16 protein-coding genes are annotated in these 19,643 nt (G+C 34.5%); 8 read left to right on the forward strand and 8 right to left on the reverse strand.

Annotated elements, in window-relative coordinates; translation table 11 throughout:
- Window positions 1-107 precede the first annotated feature (107 nt).
- The 3 genes from dnaK to K0R77_RS13695 all read left to right on the forward strand — a co-directional run bounded on the left by dnaK (window position 108) and on the right by K0R77_RS13695 (window position 6,793).
- Complete coding sequence (gene dnaK, locus K0R77_RS13685) at window positions 108-2,003, forward strand: molecular chaperone DnaK (RefSeq protein ID WP_300353401.1); 1,896 nt, start codon at window positions 108-110, stop codon at window positions 2,001-2,003.
- Window positions 2,004-2,322: 319 nt separating this feature from the next.
- On the forward strand, window positions 2,323-5,247 hold the full coding sequence (locus K0R77_RS13690; RefSeq protein WP_300353404.1) for a TonB-dependent receptor: 2,925 nt from the start codon (window positions 2,323-2,325) through the stop codon (window positions 5,245-5,247).
- A gap of 52 nt (window positions 5,248-5,299) precedes the next feature.
- Window positions 5,300-6,793: a RagB/SusD family nutrient uptake outer membrane protein gene (locus K0R77_RS13695; protein ID WP_300353406.1), complete on the forward strand. Its 1,494-nt coding sequence runs from the start codon at window positions 5,300-5,302 to the stop codon at window positions 6,791-6,793.
- A gap of 53 nt (window positions 6,794-6,846) precedes the next feature.
- Here the strand turns inward: K0R77_RS13695 and K0R77_RS13700 are convergent, their stop codons facing one another.
- The 3 genes from K0R77_RS13700 to K0R77_RS13710 form a co-directional block, all read right to left on the reverse strand.
- Window positions 6,847-7,500, reverse strand: coding sequence for a hypothetical protein (locus K0R77_RS13700; protein WP_300353409.1), 654 nt, complete (start codon window positions 7,498-7,500; stop codon window positions 6,847-6,849).
- 168 nt (window positions 7,501-7,668) lie between these two features.
- Window positions 7,669-8,067, reverse strand: coding sequence for a hypothetical protein (locus K0R77_RS13705; RefSeq protein WP_300353412.1), 399 nt, complete (start codon window positions 8,065-8,067; stop codon window positions 7,669-7,671).
- 498 nt (window positions 8,068-8,565) lie between these two features.
- Entirely contained in the window at window positions 8,566-9,051 is a 486-nt protein-coding gene (locus tag K0R77_RS13710; protein ID WP_300353415.1) for a hypothetical protein, read from the reverse strand.
- A 239-nt stretch (window positions 9,052-9,290) separates the two neighbouring features.
- On the opposite strand from K0R77_RS13710, the gene K0R77_RS13715 reads away from it, so the two are divergent.
- The 4 genes from K0R77_RS13715 to K0R77_RS13730 all read left to right on the forward strand — a co-directional run bounded on the left by K0R77_RS13715 (window position 9,291) and on the right by K0R77_RS13730 (window position 14,418).
- Window positions 9,291-10,304 carry a nucleoid-associated protein gene (locus K0R77_RS13715; RefSeq protein ID WP_300353418.1) on the forward strand — a complete coding sequence of 338 codons (1,014 nt, stop codon included), beginning with the start codon at window positions 9,291-9,293 and terminating at the stop codon, window positions 10,302-10,304.
- A 244-nt stretch (window positions 10,305-10,548) separates the two neighbouring features.
- Window positions 10,549-12,756, forward strand: coding sequence for an ATP-binding protein (locus K0R77_RS13720; RefSeq protein ID WP_300353420.1), 2,208 nt, complete (start codon window positions 10,549-10,551; stop codon window positions 12,754-12,756).
- Window positions 12,757-12,769: 13 nt separating this feature from the next.
- Window positions 12,770-13,321 (forward strand): biliverdin-producing heme oxygenase, encoded by a 552-nt coding sequence (locus K0R77_RS13725; RefSeq protein WP_300353424.1) that lies wholly within the window; start codon window positions 12,770-12,772, stop codon window positions 13,319-13,321.
- Window positions 13,322-13,491: 170 nt separating this feature from the next.
- The gene (locus tag K0R77_RS13730; protein ID WP_229985640.1) at window positions 13,492-14,418 is read left to right on the forward strand and encodes a malate dehydrogenase; all 927 of its coding nucleotides are present in this window, start codon (window positions 13,492-13,494) and stop codon (window positions 14,416-14,418) included.
- Window positions 14,419-14,949: 531 nt separating this feature from the next.
- Here K0R77_RS13730 and K0R77_RS13735 read toward each other — a convergent pair.
- From K0R77_RS13735 to K0R77_RS13745, 3 genes are all read right to left on the reverse strand, one after another.
- On the reverse strand, window positions 14,950-15,339 hold the full coding sequence (locus tag K0R77_RS13735) for a RidA family protein (protein WP_300353429.1): 390 nt from the start codon (window positions 15,337-15,339) through the stop codon (window positions 14,950-14,952).
- A 77-nt stretch (window positions 15,340-15,416) separates the two neighbouring features.
- On the reverse strand, window positions 15,417-15,986 hold the full coding sequence (locus K0R77_RS13740; RefSeq protein ID WP_300353432.1) for a Crp/Fnr family transcriptional regulator: 570 nt from the start codon (window positions 15,984-15,986) through the stop codon (window positions 15,417-15,419).
- A 101-nt stretch (window positions 15,987-16,087) separates the two neighbouring features.
- A complete protein-coding gene (locus K0R77_RS13745; RefSeq protein WP_300353435.1) occupies window positions 16,088-16,996 on the reverse strand; it encodes an NAD(P)/FAD-dependent oxidoreductase in 909 nt (302 codons plus the stop codon).
- A gap of 123 nt (window positions 16,997-17,119) precedes the next feature.
- On the opposite strand from K0R77_RS13745, the gene K0R77_RS13750 reads away from it, so the two are divergent.
- Entirely contained in the window at window positions 17,120-17,494 is a 375-nt protein-coding gene (locus K0R77_RS13750; RefSeq protein WP_300353438.1) for a Fur family transcriptional regulator, read from the forward strand.
- Window positions 17,495-17,531: 37 nt separating this feature from the next.
- On the opposite strand, the gene K0R77_RS13755 is transcribed toward K0R77_RS13750, so the two are convergent.
- The gene (locus K0R77_RS13755) at window positions 17,532-18,467 is read right to left on the reverse strand and encodes an RDD family protein (RefSeq protein ID WP_300353441.1); all 936 of its coding nucleotides are present in this window, start codon (window positions 18,465-18,467) and stop codon (window positions 17,532-17,534) included.
- A 293-nt stretch (window positions 18,468-18,760) separates the two neighbouring features.
- Window positions 18,761-19,552, reverse strand: coding sequence for a helix-turn-helix domain-containing protein (locus K0R77_RS13760; protein WP_300353444.1), 792 nt, complete (start codon window positions 19,550-19,552; stop codon window positions 18,761-18,763).
- Window positions 19,553-19,643 lie beyond the last annotated feature (91 nt).

Below are 19,643 nucleotides of genomic sequence, written 5' to 3' on the forward strand. Positions count from 1 at the left end.
TGGAAAGATTCTCAAGTCTGTCAATTTGTCATAAAAAATCTAATGGTACAGATATTGAGAAAGTGAGAGTGTAATTAAAACTTAAAAATTAGAAAAATATAAATATTATGAGTAAAATAATCGGAATTGACTTAGGAACAACCAACTCTTGCGTAGCAGTAATGGAAGGAAAAGATCCCGTAGTTATCCCTAACTCGGAAGGTAAAAGAACGACTCCTTCTATCGTAGCATTTACAGAAGATGGTGAAAGAAAGGTTGGAGATCCTGCAAAAAGACAGGCTGTAACCAATCCTACGAAAACAGTATATTCTATCAAAAGATTTATCGGAACACATTTTAAAGATGATTCTGCCGAGATCTCAAGAGTACCTTATAAAGTTGTAAGCGGACCAAACGATACTGTAAAAGTAAAAATCGACGACAGAGAATATACTCCACAGGAGATTTCTGCAATGACTCTTCAGAAAATGAAGAAAACTGCTGAAGATTATCTTGGACAAGAAGTAACAAGAGCGGTAATCACTGTTCCTGCTTATTTTAATGATGCTCAAAGACAGGCTACAAAAGAAGCTGGAGAAATTGCAGGTCTTACAGTAGAAAGAATCATCAATGAGCCTACAGCAGCTGCTTTGGCTTATGGTTTAGATAAATCTCATAAAGATCAGAAAATTGCAGTTTATGACCTTGGAGGTGGTACTTTTGACGTTTCTATCCTTGATTTAGGTGACGGCGTTTTCGAAGTATTATCTACAAATGGTGATACACACTTAGGTGGTGATGACTTTGATGATGTAATTATCAATTGGATGGCAGACGAATTCAAAGCTGAAGAAGGTGTTGACTTAAAATCTGATGCAATTGCATTACAAAGATTGAAAGAAGCAGCTGAAAAAGCAAAAATCGAATTGTCTTCTTCTCCTCAAACTGAAATCAACCTTCCTTATATTACAGCTACAGCTACAGGTCCTAAACATATGGTGAAGACTTTAACTAAAGCTAAATTCGAGCAATTATCTGCAGACTTGGTAAGACGTTCTATGGAGCCTTGTAAAAAAGCGCTTTCTGATGCAGGTCTTTCTATTTCAGATATCGACGAAGTGATCTTGGTAGGTGGTTCTACAAGAATCCCGATCATCCAGGAGGAAGTTGAAAAATTCTTTGGTAAAAAGCCATCGAAAGGTGTTAACCCGGATGAGGTTGTAGCAATTGGTGCAGCGATCCAAGGTGGAGTTTTAACCGGAGATGTGAAAGACGTACTTTTATTAGACGTTACGCCACTTTCTTTAGGTATTGAAACAATGGGTTCTGTTTTCACTAAATTAATTGAAGCAAATACTACAATCCCAACTAAAAAATCTGAAGTATTCTCTACAGCTTCTGACAATCAGCCGGCTGTAAGCATCAGAGTAGGACAAGGTGAAAGACCAATGTTCAACGATAACAAAGAAATTGGTAGATTCGATTTAACGGATATTCCACCAGCACAAAGAGGAGTTCCTCAGATCGAAGTGACTTTCGATATCGATGCGAATGGTATCTTGAGTGTTTCAGCTAAAGATAAAGGAACTGGTAAAGAGCAGTCTATTAAAATTCAGGCTTCTTCTGGTCTTTCTGATGAAGAAATCGAAAGAATGAAAAAAGAAGCTCAGGAAAACTCTGCGGCTGATGCGAAGAGAAAAGAAGAAGTTGAGGTTTTCAACAAAGCTGACGGATTGATCTTCCAGACTGAAAAGCAATTGAAAGAATTCGGTGATAAATTGTCTGCTGACAAAAAAGCAGCAATCGAATCAGCTCACGCAGAATTGAAGACAGCTTACGAAGCTAAAAACGGTGACGATGTAAAAGCTAAAACTGAAGCTCTTGATGCAGCTTGGATGGCAGCTTCGGAAGAAATGTATGCAGCAGGACAACAAGGTCAGGGTGCTGATGCAGGAGCTCAGAATCAAGGAAATGCAGGCGGTGCAGAAGATGTACAGGATGCAGACTTTGAAGAAGTAAAATAAGCAGTCACAGACTGATTAGATATGAAATCCCCGAACTTATGTTCGGGGATTTTTTTGTGTTTAAAAGCTATCTATCTGTAATTTTCTCTTACGATTTTCAAAAATTTTAGCTTAAAACATATTAGAAATGATTATTAAGTCCCATTCCTATATTGAAAAGACATGAGCAGGTAACAGCAGGATAGCAGAAATTGATGATAAGTATACTTTTATAAAATTAAAATATGAGAAATATCATGTCGATTCCAATCTCCTTGTTCTTATATTTTGATTTCATAGAAATTGTATAAATAAATTTTAAATAATCACCCACCACAGAATGAAGAAATCTATAATAACGCTTGGTATCTTACTGAACACTACAGGTTTAGTCTTCGCTCAAGAAGAACAAACGACAGGCAAGGTCAAGGATCAGGATACTATACAACCAAGTCCTAGTAATAAAACTAAAGATATCGAGGAAGTGGTTATCATCGCCTACGGTACACAGAAAAAAGGAGAAGTTACCGGTTCTGTTGGCAGAGTAAATGCCGAAAGTTTTAAAGATCGTCCCATAGCAAGGGTTGATCAGGCATTAACAGGTCAGATTGCGGGTGTTAAAACACGGGCAACGTCAGGAAAACCCGGAGAACCTTTAGAAATCAGAGTGCGTGGTACAGCGTCAATCTCAGCAAGTAATTCTCCTCTTTATGTAGTGGATGGAATGGTGGCAGATGATATGGCAAACGTTTCTCCGGACGATGTGCAATCGATTGAAGTTTTGAAGGATGCTGCTTCTACTGCAATGTACGGATCTAGGGGTTCTAACGGTATTGTTATTGTAACGACCAAGAAAGGAGTATCAGGAAAACCATCATTTTCATTTTCTCAATATTATGGTGTCCAAACGATTGAAAAAAAGTTAGATATTATGACAAGTTCAGAGTGGATTGATTACGCCACTGAATCGATTAATAAAAGATGGGTTGCTCTAGCTCCGGGTAATTCTGCATCAGATAGTTACGCAGTGAGAGCTAATTATTTTAATTTAGCAAATACCACAAATTATAATCTTGCCAATGTCAACTATATGGTTGATCCCAGATGGGGAACCGATCAGGTTGCTTATATTGACTGGCAGGATGCTTTCTACCGTCCGGCTTCTATTCAAAATTATCAGTTGTCGGTAAGAGGAGGAAGCAAGGATGTGAAGTATGCAATTTCGGCTGCGTATTTCGATCAGGAAGGTTTGGCTCTCAATACAGGCTTCAACAGATATAACCTAAGTGCAGTTGTTGATATCAACATTTCGGATAAATGGAAAGCCGGAATTGCTTTGAGGCCAAGTTATTCACAAAGTTACGGAGCAGCGGTTGACGGAAAAGACAATGAAGCTCATAAAATGCTTTCTATGGTCCCTGTGGCAGAATTGTCAGCTGGTCTCTACACCAATTTCTGGAAAAATGATCGGTATCGATGGGCGAGTTCTTCGCAAAGCTCAATTGGTGTTTTAGAAAATACTACCAATAATACTAATGAATTCAGGTTATTGTCAAGTCTCTATATGTCCTATGATATTTTACCAAATTTAAATTTTAAAATTTCAGGGGGTGCAACCAATAATTTTAATCTCAATAACAGCTATACCCCTACTTTCAATTTGATTACAAATATTCCTGGGCAGGTAAGTATTGCCAGTCGTAGAACGGTAAATTATAACCGATATTTGGGAGAAGCATTATTAAATTATAAAAAGACTTTCGGAAGCCACAGTGTAGCCGCTCTTGCAGGTTATAGTGCGGAAAATTACAGAACGACAAGTCAATATAACCGAAACAAAGGTTTTCCTAATGATGATTTAAAAACATTTAATTTTACCCAATCTGCATCAGTGCTTAATTCAGAATATACAGCTTCAGAATGGATGTTGGTTTCAATGTTCGGTCGTGTAAATTATGATTATAAAAAAAAGTATATGTTATTTGCAAGTATTCGTAGAGACGGTTCTTCCAGATTTGGCTGGAATAATCTTTGGGGAACATTTGCAGCATTTGGAAGTGCGTGGAAGATAGATGAAGAAGAATTTTTAAAGAATAAAACATGGTTGAGCAACTTAAAACTGAGATACAGCTGGGGAGAAAACGGAAATAATAACATAGGAGATTACAGAGCTTTCGGTACGCTTTCAGGGGGAAATTATTCATTCGGAGGTAATTTATCTAATGGTTTAATACCAAACACTATTGAAAATCCTAATCTGACCTGGGAAAAAACGCAGTCATCAGATTTTGGTTTTGAATTGGGACTTTTTAATAGAATTGACTTCACGGCAGATTATTATATCAAAAAAACCAATGACCTTCTTTTGCAACAACCAATTCCGTTTGCAACAGGTTACAATATCATGTGGAAAAATGTAGGTTCGGTTCAGAATACAGGTTTGGAATTAGATTTAAGCACCAAAAATTTAACAGGAGCATTCAAATGGAATACCTCCGCAAATATTGCATTTAATAATAATAAAGTGCTGCAATTGGGTTCTGATAATGCACCGATCTACACTGGTTTTAGTAACACGACAAATATTATCAAAGTAGGAGAAGAGCTCAACTCTTTTTATTTGTATGAAGCGATAGGAGTGCTTTCAACTGCAGATCTTACCAATACAGGTGTTGCAAAAACAGCGGGGGCTATTGCAGGAGATGTAAAGTACAAAGATTTCAACGGAGACGGTAAAATTACAGAAGATGACCGCCATATCATCGGAAGTCCTACTCCGGATTATTATTGGGGTTTCACCAATACGTTTTCTTATAAAGGCTTCGATCTTTCTGTATTTTTTCAAGGACAAAAAGGTGGTTACAGCTACGCATTGTTAGGTCGTGCAATTGACCGTCCAGGTATGGGAACCACTACCAACGTAATGGGGAACTGGGCAAATCGTTGGCGTTCTGATGCGGATCCCGGAGACGGAAAGACACCACGTTTGGACGGAACTACAGGAAGTCTTCTCGATACAAGATGGTTGTATGATGCGACCTACATTCAGTTAAAAAATGTGACATTAGGTTATAATTTTGAACAGGAATTAGTCAGTAAATTGAAAATTTCTAATCTAAGAGTTTATGTCAGTTTAGAAAATGTTTGGAGAAAAGATCATTATTATGGTGGTTATAACCCGGAATCTGTACAGTCAGACGGTACCGATTATGGAGCATATCCGAATGCAAAAGTGTATATGATGGGCTTAAACTTTAACTTTTAAATTAAAAAAAATGAAAATCACTACAATAAATACATCCTTTTTACAATTAAATATGAAGTCGCTTAGTAAAGCATTGATATGCGGAATCATGATGTTGGGAATGGTCAGCTGCGAAGATGATCTGATGCTGGAACCTGAAAACAATATTACCCAAAACTCTTTTTATACTACCGAATTACAAATTCAGCAAGCTTTGTCGGGGGTTTATTCTGCGATGGTGAATGCTTCATCGAGAGGCGGTTATGATGTTAATTTTTATTTATTGGCATCGGAAGTTCGTTCTAATAATTTCAATGCAATTTCACAAAACGGAAACAGAGATTATTACGCAATCAATCGTTTTCAGGACACCTCTTCAACAGATGAGATGGAAATTCTTTGGGAAGACGCTTACCAACAGATTTCTTATGCGAATATGCTTTTGTCAAGAATAGATGCAGTGCCATTTGCGGATCCTGCAACAAGGGAACAATATCGTTCTGAAGCTCGTTTTCTAAGATCATATGCCTATTTTGAGTTAATGAGAAGTTTTGGAAAAGTTCCTTTAATCGATAAACCGGTTAGTCCTGAAGAGGCATCCAAGATACCGAGAACAGACTTAGCAACGCTTTATAATTTCATCACTTCGGAAATTGAAGCATCGATAGCAGGTTTGAAAAATGTGTACGATGCCGCAAATAAAGGAAGAATAACAAAATCAGCGGCTCATGCGATGTTGGGTAGAATTTACCTTACGGGTTCGGGTTATCCGCTCAATAACAGTTCTTATGTTGCAAAAGCGAAAGACCATTTGTTTGCGGTTATTCAGGGAGAAGGTCAGTTTGTGACGTTTGCACCTAATTATGCAGATTTATTTAAAAGTTCAAACGATAACAAATTCCATATTTTTGAAATTCAGCATATCAGTGGTGGTTTGTCGCAGGGTTCTTACTTGCCAAGTTATGTGTCGCCAAACTTTGGGAGTGCTGATCCTTACTATAATGCACAAGGCAGTTTATTCAGTTCTGCTGAATTAGGAGTTTCTCAATCTTTGATTGATACTTATGAGCCGGGTGATTTAAGACTTCCTTTAACGATCAAAACAAGTTTTATTGGGACAAACGGACAACCTGATCAGGCTAAATTTTTCGTGAAATTCCGTGAAAAGGGAATTGTTTTGAGCAACAGATACGACTGGCCAATCAACTTCCCAATCATTCGATATGAAGATGTTATGTTGATGTATGCCGAAATTTTGAATAATGAAGGAAGTACAAGTGCAGCTGTTTTTCAGTTAAACAGAATCCGTCAGAGAGCAGGCCTTGCACCTTTATCTACATCAATCTCAGCTGCAGATTTCACGACAGCACTTCGTAAAGAAAGAAGAGTGGAGTTTGCCGGTGAAGGGGTTTATTGGCATGATTTAGTTCGCTGGAATACAGGAGTTTCTGTTATTAATCAGGCTGCTGCACAGCTCAACTATAATTATACAATTACAACGAATGATTATTTATATCAAGTACCTTTATCTCAAATTCAGGTGGCAGGATATGATCAGAATCCTTAAATATTTTTAAATTAAATGTGAAATCCCTTTGCGAAAGCGAAGGGATTTCACATTTAAATTCTTGATATAGTTGGTATTTGTAATTTTTTGTCTATCCAATTTTTTTGAATTTCTTCATAAGATTCTATTCTTTGTGGAATGAAGAGTTTATCAATTTTATCAAATTCAACAATCAAATTTTCAAACGGTGTAATATCTAAATTTTCGTAATAAACTATTTCATCTTTAGAATAAAAATCCGATAAAGATTGATTTTTAATTAATTTTTTAGTGTTTTGGTAATCGTTGTAATTAATTAATTGCGAAAAGATCTGAGCTCTGATGTTACTAAGTGCCATATCTTGCTTAGATATGACATGACCAATCTTGGTTTCATATTCGAGTGGAAATTCAGAATAATATCGATATAATTTGATTATTCTATGGTCTTTTCGTGCCACTAAAACTGAAACTGAATTTATTCTAACAAATGTACTTCCATTTAATGCTAAATAGAATAGTTCATCATTCGTTGCAATAGCAGAAACTTTACTAAACATTTTGTATAAGCTGGAATATCCTTCTTCATCATAATTTTCAGTAAGTATAATTTTGAAATATTGATGATCAATTGGCTCGACAACTTTTTTTACTTTATTACTGATTTGTGCGGAATAGAATAATGTCTGAAGTAATAGTATTAGAATGATTTTAAATTTAGATCCCATAATTTAATTTTGTTTTAAATATATATTTTATTTAATTAAAATCGTATCATCAATTTAAATCTAACCGACAAAAAATTTAGCAAAGAAATATCAAAAAAAATCTCAATATTTACCAAAATAAAACGACAGCGCCCAAACTAAAAGCTTGGGCGCTGTCTATTGCAAAATTTAATTCTTCTTAAACATGATCTCATCCAGCCTGGTCTGGTTAAGATAAATCTGCTGAAACTCGATCGGCATATACTGATACAAAATGTTCCATTGTTGGTTGTCAGTATGTTTTTTTAAACTTCCGAACGATCTGATAAACAGATTTTCAATAATGTGTTTCACGTTGAATGTTCCATTTTTGTAAAGCCATTCCATCATTTTGATGTTCCGGTTGACGATATTGATTTTAGATTCCTGTAAAAGAACTTTCAGATAATCGACAGTCGATTGAATGATTGCAGGAAAATTGTTCTGTGCAGAAAGTTGCGCTATTTCGTTCTGAATTGTTGGATAAAATATTTTCAAATGCTCAATTGCCTGAGTTTCATTAATAGTATCCGCTTCAAAATTCTTCATTGTTAAAATATTTTTTAAACATTCTAAGACTTACTAAAAGTGTACCAAAACCAACGGGAAATTTAAAATAAATTGATTTTGTTTAATTTAAAAATTTAAATTTCAAATTCTTCTGGAATCCTTTATTTACCAATGATTTTGAGCTTTTAATACAATATAGTTTTTTGTAAGTGTTTGATTATTAAATCTAATTGTTTGTGTTGAATTTTAGAAATATGTAATCAAACATTTAAAATCTGTAATGAAATGGGAAACAAATTTATAAAAGCAATATTTTTTTACTGACAATTTATAACATAATAGATGTCTCTTCAATAATTAACTCATTAATTTGAAAATGTTAATTAAGAAACAAATAATGGAAAGTGATTTTTTGATTTTAGAAATTTAAAAAAATCAAGTTAGCATTATTTTAAAGGATAATCAGTCTCAAAAAACAATTGAATTTCCAAGGAAATCTGACAGAAATGAAATGAATTTGAAATTAAAGCAAAGCAATCAGCGAAGAAGCATATAAATTCCAACGCCAATACCGGCGTAAACAAGTACAGTTATAATGTCGGACAATGGTTTAGAGAAGCGTCTTTCTGTGATAGATTCAGCGTTGATTTGATTTTTATGTAATTTCAGGATTGCTTCAGGTTTATGTACTCGATGCGAAACCAGAGTGTCACCTTCCCATTTGTCAACTATTATTTTATACGATCTGCCATCAACTTTAATTTTATAATTTTTAGTAGGCCGAAGCTCATTTTGGATATTGATAGGAACGAGTTCTTTTTCATTAACCGTTTGCGGTGATTTCTTATTTTGAGTTTCGGTTGCTGTATTGTTGAGTTGAGCCGAAGCAATATTACCATCAACAGCTTTCTTCTTTGATTCCTGAATGTTTTCGGGTGGTAATGTCACGTGCTTTTTACGTTGATAAGTATAGCAACTCGTAACAAAAAATGATAGTATAATGAGATATAGATATTTTTGCATTATTCAAATTTAAGAATTAAACGCATTATTCTGTGTTTTCTTTTGAGGGATTTTGTTTTTCTAGAAAAAATGCCGAAAAACTCAATAAATTAAACGGTGTTGCATTGATGTGTTGAATCTACCTTTTATATCTTTTAGCGAAATCAAATTGTGCATTTTTGTTACCTTTTTATGGAAAAAAATAATTTGTCCTTTTTAAGTCAGAGATTAATATCTTTGCAGTCCACAAAAAATCAAAGATGTTTTCAAAAATTGTAGTACACAGAGTCGGAAATAAAATCAACGGAGAATCTCTTTTACTTTCTCAGGAAGAGCTTGAGCTGGACGAAGGAACCGTAGAAATGCTGGAAAATTATTTTTTAGGATCATTTAAAACTGAAGAAACTTATCAGTTTTATAGTGACTCTTACCTGGTCAATAATCCTGTTTACAGTTCTGTTTCCGAAATTTTTGAAGACAAAGCTAAATTCCTTTGGGAATCTGAAAACCTTGCCAAGCATCTTTTTGAAGCGGCAGAAAACCCGAGAGTTCAAGGAGGTGAGCTATTCGTTGTTTATTTTGAAGACGAACGAGAAAGCGACGAAAAAGTAGATAAAATCGGAATTTTTAAAACCGAAAAAAGAGAATCTTTCCTTAAAATTTTCCCTAAAAACGAATCATTTGAGATCGATAAAGATCAGGGAATTAGCCTTTCAAAAATCGATAAAGCAGCGTTGATTTACAACAGCAGTAAAGAAAGCGGATATGTACTTTCTGTAGTAGACAACAACAAAAACGGAGATATGTACTACTGGTTTGAAGATTTCCTGAAAGTAAAACAGCGTGACGATGAATATTTTCACACCCAGGAAGCGTTGATGGTTTATAAAGACTATATCACCAAGCAGCTTCCGCAGGAATTTGAGGTTTCAAAGGCAGATCAGGCAGATTTTTTGAATCAGTCTATCAATTTTTTTAAGGAAAAAGAAGAATTTAAGTTAGATGATTTTACAGCTGAGGTTTTGAAAGACGAGCACGTAATTGAAAGTTTTAATAATTATAAAACCGATTACGAGCAGGAAATGCAGATCAATATTGCAGAAGAATTCCCGATCAGTGAGGCGGCGGTAAAAAAAACGCAGAGACATTTTAAAAGTATCATCAAATTAGATAAAAACTTCCATATTTACATCCACGGAGACCGGAAAATGCTTGAGCAGGGTCAGGATGAAAAAGGAAAATACTATATGCTTTACTTCGACAAAGAAGTGTAAAATAGCATAGTAATTTTATGAAATTCTCTTATTGATTTGTTTCTTATTATCCTAAGATTGATGAAGTCTTGATAGAAAAGTATTTAAAGATTATCAATTACCGCTGCGTAATCTGAAAATAATGTTAAGAAAATATTAAAAAAATATAATTATTATTAATTATTGGTGTAAATTTCATCTCGTATACCACAAAGTAATTTTTAGGAAAAAAAATGATTAACTTTGATATCTTTAAGTGTTATTTATGAATTTTGTTGAATGTCATGAGGAGCCCATCCATATTCCGGGCTACATACAAAGTTTTGGGTATCTGATTGGCATCGATTCAGAATCTCATACCATTACTTTCTTCAGTGAAAATATTACAGATATTTTTAATGTTGAAAATTCTGAAATCTTTTTTGGAAAGAAATTATCAGATTTTCCGGTGCTTTTTCAGAGTGTTATGGCTTCTGATATTTTTGAATCTTTAGAAAATCTTACCAAAAGAGATAACGAAATTTATTTTGATAAAATTTTTATCGGAGAAAAAGAATATCACTTTTCTGTTTTTCGCAGTCAGGATCATATTTTCTTTGAATTTGAAGCAGTTATCAATAATCCTCATAAACGGATAACCAATAAATATGATAACTTCTACATCATTGATAACGAAAAAGAAATCTGGGATCAGCTTTTGGGGACACTTTTCAGTATCATCAATTATGACCGGATTATGGTCTATAAATTCATGGAAGACGGTTCAGGTAAAGTGATAGCTGAAAAAACCAATGAAAATATAGAAAGTTATTTAGGCCTGCATTATCCCGAATCTGATATTCCGAGACAGGCACGCGAACTTTATAAAAAGAAAAGAAAAAGAATCTTCAGCAATGTATATTCTGAACCTGTGAAAATTCTCAGCAAAACGATTGACAAAATAGATCTTACTTTTTCATCATCACGTGCAATGTCACCCATTCACGGGCAGTATGTCAAAAATTCCGGAGCATCGTCAAGTTTCAGCATTTCTATTATTATTGATGATCAACTTTGGGGTTTGGTAACCTGTCAGAATTCTGAGCCCAAACATATTGATTTGGAAGACCGTGTACAGGCAGGAATTTTTACTGTTTTGGCATCCAATGCCTATTCATCGTTCAAATCAAAAAAAGAACTCGAATACCGTTTGGATTTAAGTTTAAAAGCTTCTCAGCTGAAATCTGAATTTTTAAAACACAATACTTTATTTGAATCACTTGTCGAAAACAAATCTGCAATCAGAAACCTTCCTGAAGCAGACGGTTTGGCAGTTGTTTCTGAAAATTATATCGTAACAGACGGAATAACTCCGGAAAGGGAAACGATTCACAAAATTGTAGATTGGGCTTACCGGAATACGGAAGAAATGATTTTCATCAGCCGTAGTTTTCTTAAAGATTTTGGCGAAGAATTAGGTCTTGACGAAACGGTGGGCGGAATTGTTATTTATTTTGTTGAAAAAAGTAAAAATGAACTGCTAATGTGGTTCAGAAAAGAATTTGACGACCATATCAACTGGGCAGGAAATCCGGAAAAGAAAATCGAAGTGTTTTCTCAAAATGGGGAAGAGAAAAAAATCGTTTCACCAAGAACGTCTTTTGAAGTTTTTACAGAAGACATTAAAGGAAATTCCAGAAGATGGAGCAGCAGAAACGAAATTGCGATACAGGCTGTACGTGATGTGATTTTAGAAACTTCTCACAAGCAATACGTTACAATAAAAAGACTAAATGAACAGCTTAAAAAAGTAAACGAAGAACTGGATAGTTTCTCATACACGATTTCCCATGATTTGGGAACTCCATTGACTGTCATGAAACTGAACGCTCAGATGTTGCTGAAGAGCCTTTCTGAAACTTCAGATAAAAATAAGCATAAGATCAGCTCAATTATTGATGAAATCGACAATATGGCTGAAATGATGCACGATGTATTGCAGCTAAGCCGTGCAAAACACAGTGAAATTGAACTTGAAAATATCGAAACTCAGCAAACGATCGAGAAGATTACCGAGAATGCCAAATTGACTTTTGACAGTCCGAACAGTATCGTGATTATCAAAAATTGTCCGAGCGTTCTGGCAGATAAAACTTTGCTGCATCAGGTTTTCCTGAATATTATCAACAACGCCATCAAATATTCGTCTAAACAGGATCAGCCAACCGTACAGATTGAAGGGACAGAAGAAGGTGATCAGGTGATCTACCGAATCACAGACAACGGCATCGGAATTCCCGAAACTGAGAAACACAGAATGTTTAAGATCTTCAACAGAATGGATAATGCCAGAAAATTCAAAGGAAACGGAATCGGCCTTTCTATCGTTCACAGGATTATGAACAGAATCGGCGGAAATGTAGATTACGAAAGCAATAATAACGGAACCTGTTTTATTTTGACGTTCCAAAACCCTAAATTTGTGGAACTTTAAATCTAATCAAACAATGGTATCTGAATATCTAAAACAAAACACAGCTGAGTTTCATGATGCAGCCGAAAAACTATTTAGCTCTGATAAAATTTTCAGCAAAACTTTCACTTTAGAAGATTATAAAAAAATAATCAATACCAATTATCTGATGCTTCTTCACAGTGAAGACAAAATCTTCAGCAGTCTTTCTGAGAAATTCTCTGAAAAACTTCATTTAGATAAAAGAATAAAACTTCCTTTGATAGAAAAAGATCTGGCAAGTTTAGCATTAGAAAACCAAACGACAACTCATACCCTTGAATTTGCGAATGAGCATGAAGCTTTGGGAGCAATGTACGTGATTGAAGGTTCTACTTTGGGTGGAAACGTAATCGCAAAACAGCTTTCAAAAACGGAAGGTTTTGATGATGTGACATTCAATTTTTTCGGGTGTTATCAGGAAAATACAGGACCGATGTGGAAGAACTTCAAAGAGGTTTTGGATACTGAAGTGATTGAAGAAAACTACAATGAAGTATTATCAGGAGCCAAAAAATTATATACATTTTTACTAAGCGTTAATTAATTTCCTTAAATAATAATTAAAATTCCCGAAAGATTGCTCAATTTTTCGGGAATTTGTACATTTGGGAGGCAAAAATTAAAAGCTAAACAAAAAATAAATAATTAAAAAAAAGTAACATTATGAAACTATAAAGTTCCATAATACCATTAAAAACAATAAATAAATATATTATGAAAGTAACTGTAGTAGGTGCAGGCGCTGTAGGAGCAAGTTGTGCAGAATACATCGCAATGAAAGACTTCTGTTCGGAAGTAGTTTTAGTAGATATCAAAGAAGGTTTTGCTGAAGGAAAAGCAATGGACTTGATGCAGACTGCATCTCTGAACGGATTTGATACAAAAATTACCGGAACAACAGGAGATTACAGCAAAACAGCAGGTTCTCATGTAGCAGTAATCACTTCCGGAATTCCAAGAAAACCGGGAATGACAAGAGAAGAATTGATCGGTATCAACGCAGGAATCGTAAAAGAAGTTACTGAAAATTTAGTAAAAAATTCTCCTGAAGTCATTATCATTGTGGTTTCCAACCCAATGGATACGATGGCTTATCTGGTACACAAAACTTCAGGTCTTCCTAAGCACAAGATCATCGGAATGGGTGGTGCTTTAGACTCTGCAAGATTCAAATACAGATTGGCAGAAGCTTTGGAAGCTCCAATCTCTGACGTAGACGGAATGGTAATCGCTGCTCACAGTGATACTGGAATGCTACCTCTATTAAGCAAAGCAACAAGAAACGGAGTTCCTGTAACTGAGTTCCTTGATGATGCAAAACAAAAATATGTAATCGAAGAAACTAAAGTTGGTGGAGCTACATTGACTAAATTGTTGGGTACTTCAGCTTGGTATGCTCCGGGTGCGGCAGTTTCTGTAATGGTTCAGGCAATTGCTTGTGATCAAAAGAAAATGATCCCTTGTTCATTAATGCTAGACGGAGAATATGGCGAAAGCGATATCTGCTTGGGTGTTCCTGCAATCATCGGGAAAAACGGTGTTGAAAGCATTGTCAACATATCTTTAACTGAAGAAGAGAAAGCTAAATTTGCTGAAGCTGCACAAGCAGTAAGAGAAGTAAATGGTGATTTGAAGTTTTAATTTTTATTAAACTTATCATAAATACGAAGCCTGAAATTTATTTCAGGCTTCGTATTTGATTTTGAATAAATAATTTACGACAGTTTTACAAATCTTTATAACCTCTTTTATAACTACCAACAGGGGGTTAGGTAAGGGGGGTAAAGCCCCTTTGGAAGTGGCTGTGACCGGTTGTTCAAGTGTTTATTGGCTGTTGTGAAGTGTCTACAGATATTTATCTAACGGGTTGGAGACACTTTCTCAAGTTGTCGGAGGCAGTTATACCAATGGTCGGAAGTAGTTTTTAAGTGCCTTGACATACTTATATAACCTCATCTATACACTTTTGTAAATGATTACAGATGGTCGGAGAAGGGGCAAATGGATCTACATCAATAGGGTCGGGCTAAAGCCCGACTACAATTAAAGGTTTCAAATCTGGCTTCAACCAAATTTATTTTAAAAAATAGATCAACTCTTTAAGATTAGAAAAATTCTCGATACGCTTCGCTACTCGAACTGACGGAGTATTAGAGTTAGTTTTGAGAGAAATTACTTTACAACGGTCGCTTCCATTTCGACTTTCAAGGTTTCGAATAGTGTTTTTACTTCTATGACCGTACTTGCCTGCTGAATACCGTGTTGGGTAATCCAGTTTTGCCAGAGGTCAAAGTTTTCGAAAAATGCAGGATGATCTGTCGTGTAAACATTAAGACGAACAATATTTTTCAGTTCAAAATCTGCCTTTAAGATTACTTTTTCCAGATTTTCAAAGGTCTTGATGATTTGTGTTCTCATATCTGCATCGTTTGAGATCCCATTATCATCGATAGCAGTCTGTCCGGAAACATACAGTGTGCTCTGTACGTTTTTTACTTCTACTGCCTGTACGTAATTTCTTGTGTCCTGCCATTTCCACGGGTTGATGATTCTTTTTTCCATGCTGAATTTATTTAATTAAACAATGAAACAAAGTTCTCACAGTTGCAGAAATTTGTTGTGTGACCTGTGTCACAATTTTATTTTGAATCTGCAAATAAACGGCTCAGAGTTTCTCGGGAAACACCAAGATATGAAGCCAATACTGTTTTAGGAATTCTCTGTAAAAGAGTGGGATATGATTGAAGAAGCTGCTCGTATCGTTCTTTCGCAGTTAATGTAAGCAAAGACAATATTCTTTTTTGATTGGCAATATGTCCGCCGATGGCTTTTTTTAGAAAGAAATGTTCCATTTTAGGAATCTGACTGCAGAGTTTTTCGTAGTCTTTAAATGATAAGCTAAGAACTTCCGTTTCTTCCAGACACTGTAAAAATTGGGTGGCTTTCGATTGCGTGTAAAACGCCATGTAGTCGGTTTCCCACCAGTCTTCCATTGAAAAAGAAATGATGTGCTCTTTGGCTCCCCTATCATTAATAAAGAGTTTCATTAATCCGGAAATAATAAAGTAAACATCTTCCACAGTATCATTTTCACGAATAACAAATTCTCTTTTTGAAAATTTTTTAGAATGAAAACAAGATTTGATCAGTTCAAATTCTTCGTCTGCGAGCGGGATGATTTTTTCAATGTGGGTTCTGAGGATATTCATTAAAAAATAAATTAGATAATCATTATATGCGAATGATAAATATAATAAAGTTAGTCTTTTAAGAAAATATCAAATATTTTAAATGCTTATATATAATTCACTTAAAAACAATCTGTCACCAATTCCATATTCGTCATTGCTCCGGCTACATTCCCGGTCATCACGGCATTGGAAACTGCGCGCATCATCGAAGAATTGTCACCACAAACGAAAAGTCCCGGAACATTTGTTTTCTGAAACTGATCTGTCTTGATGTGACCAAAGTCGGTCAATCCACAACCGAGCTTTTCCGGAATATCGGAATGCTGTAGAAAAGGAAAAGCTCCGTATACAGCCTCAAAATTTATTTCTTTTCCATCTTCAAAAACAAGACTTTTTACATAACCATTTTCATGTGTGAGTTCTGTGATTTCTATTTCAATGATTTCAATATTGTTGCGAACAAGTTTTTCCAATTGTTCATCTGTAAAACTTGCTTTGCCTCTGGTAAGAATTGTGACATCTTCCGTTAGATTTTTAACAAGTGAAGATAGGTGTATCGCTCTGTCTCCGTTGGCAATAATTCCGGTTTTCTTTCCTCTGTATTCGTAACCGTGACAGTACGGACAGTGAATCAAAGAAATTCCCCAAGATTCTTTAAAACCTTTAATATCAGGAATTTCATCTGTAATTCCTGTTGCAGTGATCAGTTTTTTTGAATTAAATTTTTCACCGTTTTCAGTGATAACTTCAAATCCTGAATCTGTCTTTTTGGCTGAAACTGCTTTCCCATTATAAAATTCAACTGTTTCATATTCTCTGACCTGATTTTTCGCTAAAGTTGAAATTTCTGAGGGCGAACTACCGTCCTGAGTCAGAAAATTATGAGAATGCGGTGTCTGTTGGTTACACGGTTTTCCGTTATCAATGACTAAAGTTTTTCTTAAAGATCTTCCTAAAGACATTGCAGCAGAAAGTCCTGCATAGCTTCCGCCGATGATGATGACGTCAAATAGTGTATTTTCATTCATAATTTTAGAGTTTTGTTGTTTAGAATTGATGTAATAGCAACTTTATCCTATAAAAGTTTTTGTTGAATTACTTGCCAAAGTTAAACAATTATTTTATTATTGCAATATTGTCGCATTAATAAAATGAAAAGAAGAAGTACCCCTACCAAAGAAGCGGTTTTAACTTTGCTTACCAATACCGGAAAAGCAATGAGCCAGGATGCCATTGAAAAAAAAATCCAAATGAATATAGATCGTGCAACGATTTATCGCGTGCTCAACCGTTTTTGCGAAGACGGAATTCTTCACAGGATTGTGGCAGAAGACGGCAAACAGTATTTTGCAGTCTGCATCAGATGTGATGAAAAAAAACTTGCTGATCATCATTTTCATTTTCGATGTACAGCTTGTCAGACCATAGAATGTCTTCCTGTCCCGGTGCAGTTTTCTTTACCACAAGGTTATCATGTGGAAAGCGTGAATTGTATTTTGACGGGTATTTGTAAGGATTGTGCGTAGTCAAAATTTAATCTGAATACTTGCTTTTATAGAAAAATTATTTTTTTAAATCTTTTTTCCATTCGGAGATAGGTTTGTTAAAGCTGAAAGATTGATATTTTGAAGCAATGCCAATATCAAATCCTGAAACGACAACCATATTTAAAATGTCGTTATCAGATTCGTAGGCATTACTGTTGATAAAAGTTTTTGCAGCTTGTAGAAGTTCCGGATTTTTGATGCTTTGATTCTGTGGTGTTCTGTCAACTGAAATATTTACGGTGTAAATATTGCTTTTATCCCTGTTTGTTAGATAATTTATTGAGACACTTGCACGGGAAATATGATCCTGTTTATTTATTTCCTCATACACAGGAATCAATTTCGAAAGTTTCAAATCACTATTATACGTATAAAATGATATTCCTAAAGTAACAACAAATATTCCTGCTGTAATGTAAAATGGCAGTTTTTTTATCTTTGGCATCACTGTAATTTTGTCATTTTTATAGTCTTGAACGACATAAGTTTTTACAGCTAAATCATGAAGAGACTGTCTTGTGGCTTTGTTAAATATGTAAAAAATTATAATACCAAGACCAATTGTGGAAATAACCAATCCCTGAATTACACTTATTGGAGAAAATGTTGATAATCCTTTGATTTTTAAGCCATTTATAAAAAATGGTGTTGTGAGAATCAAAGCTCTAACAAATGATTTTTTTAGATCGATGAAGTCACCATTAATATCGACAACCTTAATATTCAGTATTTTCTTACCAAATGTTTGTCCTTTATATAATTTTGAATTTAAAATTGAGAAGTAAAATAATGAGATGATCCACCCAATTAATTTTGCATTTTCACCAAGGGAAGTAAAAAAATTATAAAAAATTGAACCTAATATAAATCCGAAAATTCCAAGAATAATAGAATCAATAAATAACGCCCAGATTCTTGCCCAAAATTTTGACAACAATAAATTATTTTCCATGTATTAGCTTTATCAAGTTAAGATTTTTATGAATGTCCGTTTTTGATCATAATGCTAAAATAAGCAGTAATTTTGTCATTCCGTAGGAATCTAAACTACTCAATTTTCAGCGTATTGAGATCCTAACGGAATGACAAACAGTCCGCTAAAAACTAAATTATTACTAATTACGGACATTCATTAAGATTTTTTAAAAGTAATGAATTTCAATCTTAATTTTGTATAATATTTCTTTAAATTATCTCAATAATCAACAGTCATTCCTAATTTTAAAACAAATATTTAAATTGATATCAATTTTTTTCATTCACTTCCGAAGGTGCAATTCCAAACTCCTTCTTAAACACAAAAGAAAAATGCGAAAGATCTTCAAAGCCAAGATCTATATAAATATCTGTTGGTTTTTTACGTTCCTTTTCCAGCAAAAAATACGCTTCCTGAAGACGTTTATTCATCAGCCATTTTCCGGGAGTGGTGTTGAAAATTGCTTTGAATTCTCTTTTAAAAGTTGATAAACTTCGTCCCGTCATAAAGGCAAAACGTTCTAAACTAATGTTAAATTTAAAATTATGATTCATAAATAATTCCAGATCAATTTTATGCGGAACATTGAAATTGAAGAAAATATCTTTCAGATCTGGATTGTTTTTCAATAAAATCATCAACAATTCTTCACGCTTAATATCCACAAAAGTATCATCCAACTGTTCGGTTCCGTTGTAATAAGGTTCTAAAGATTGTATGTAATTTTTAATCAATTTATCTTCATTGATAAACAAAAAAGAATCGTCATTATCTGTCGGTTTTACCTGATAAGAATGGCGTTCCAGAAATTTCTTTAAAAACGGTTCATCAAAGGCAATAATTACTTTTTCAAAATCCCCGTCTTCCTTGTATTTTGTATATCGAACGAGATGATTTTTCCTTGCAATACAGTAATCGCCGGGTTTCATCGCATAATGTTTGTAACCGTCATATGAAATCATTGAGCCTTTTAGCAAAAACAAAAAGAAATGTTCCGGAATAAACTGTTCCGGTGAAATTTCGGGTCCCAGATGACAGGATTGTATGTTGTTGAATTTCATTTTAATATTTTTCTTTTGTCTTAAAGTAAATATAAGGATTCGTTTTAAAATTGCCTGTCACACATTTCGTCACTTCGAGTAAGTTTTGAAA

The organism is Chryseobacterium sp. (genome assembly GCF_029240215.1).
In the GTDB taxonomy this organism is placed as follows: Bacteria; Bacteroidota; Bacteroidia; order Flavobacteriales; family Weeksellaceae; genus Chryseobacterium.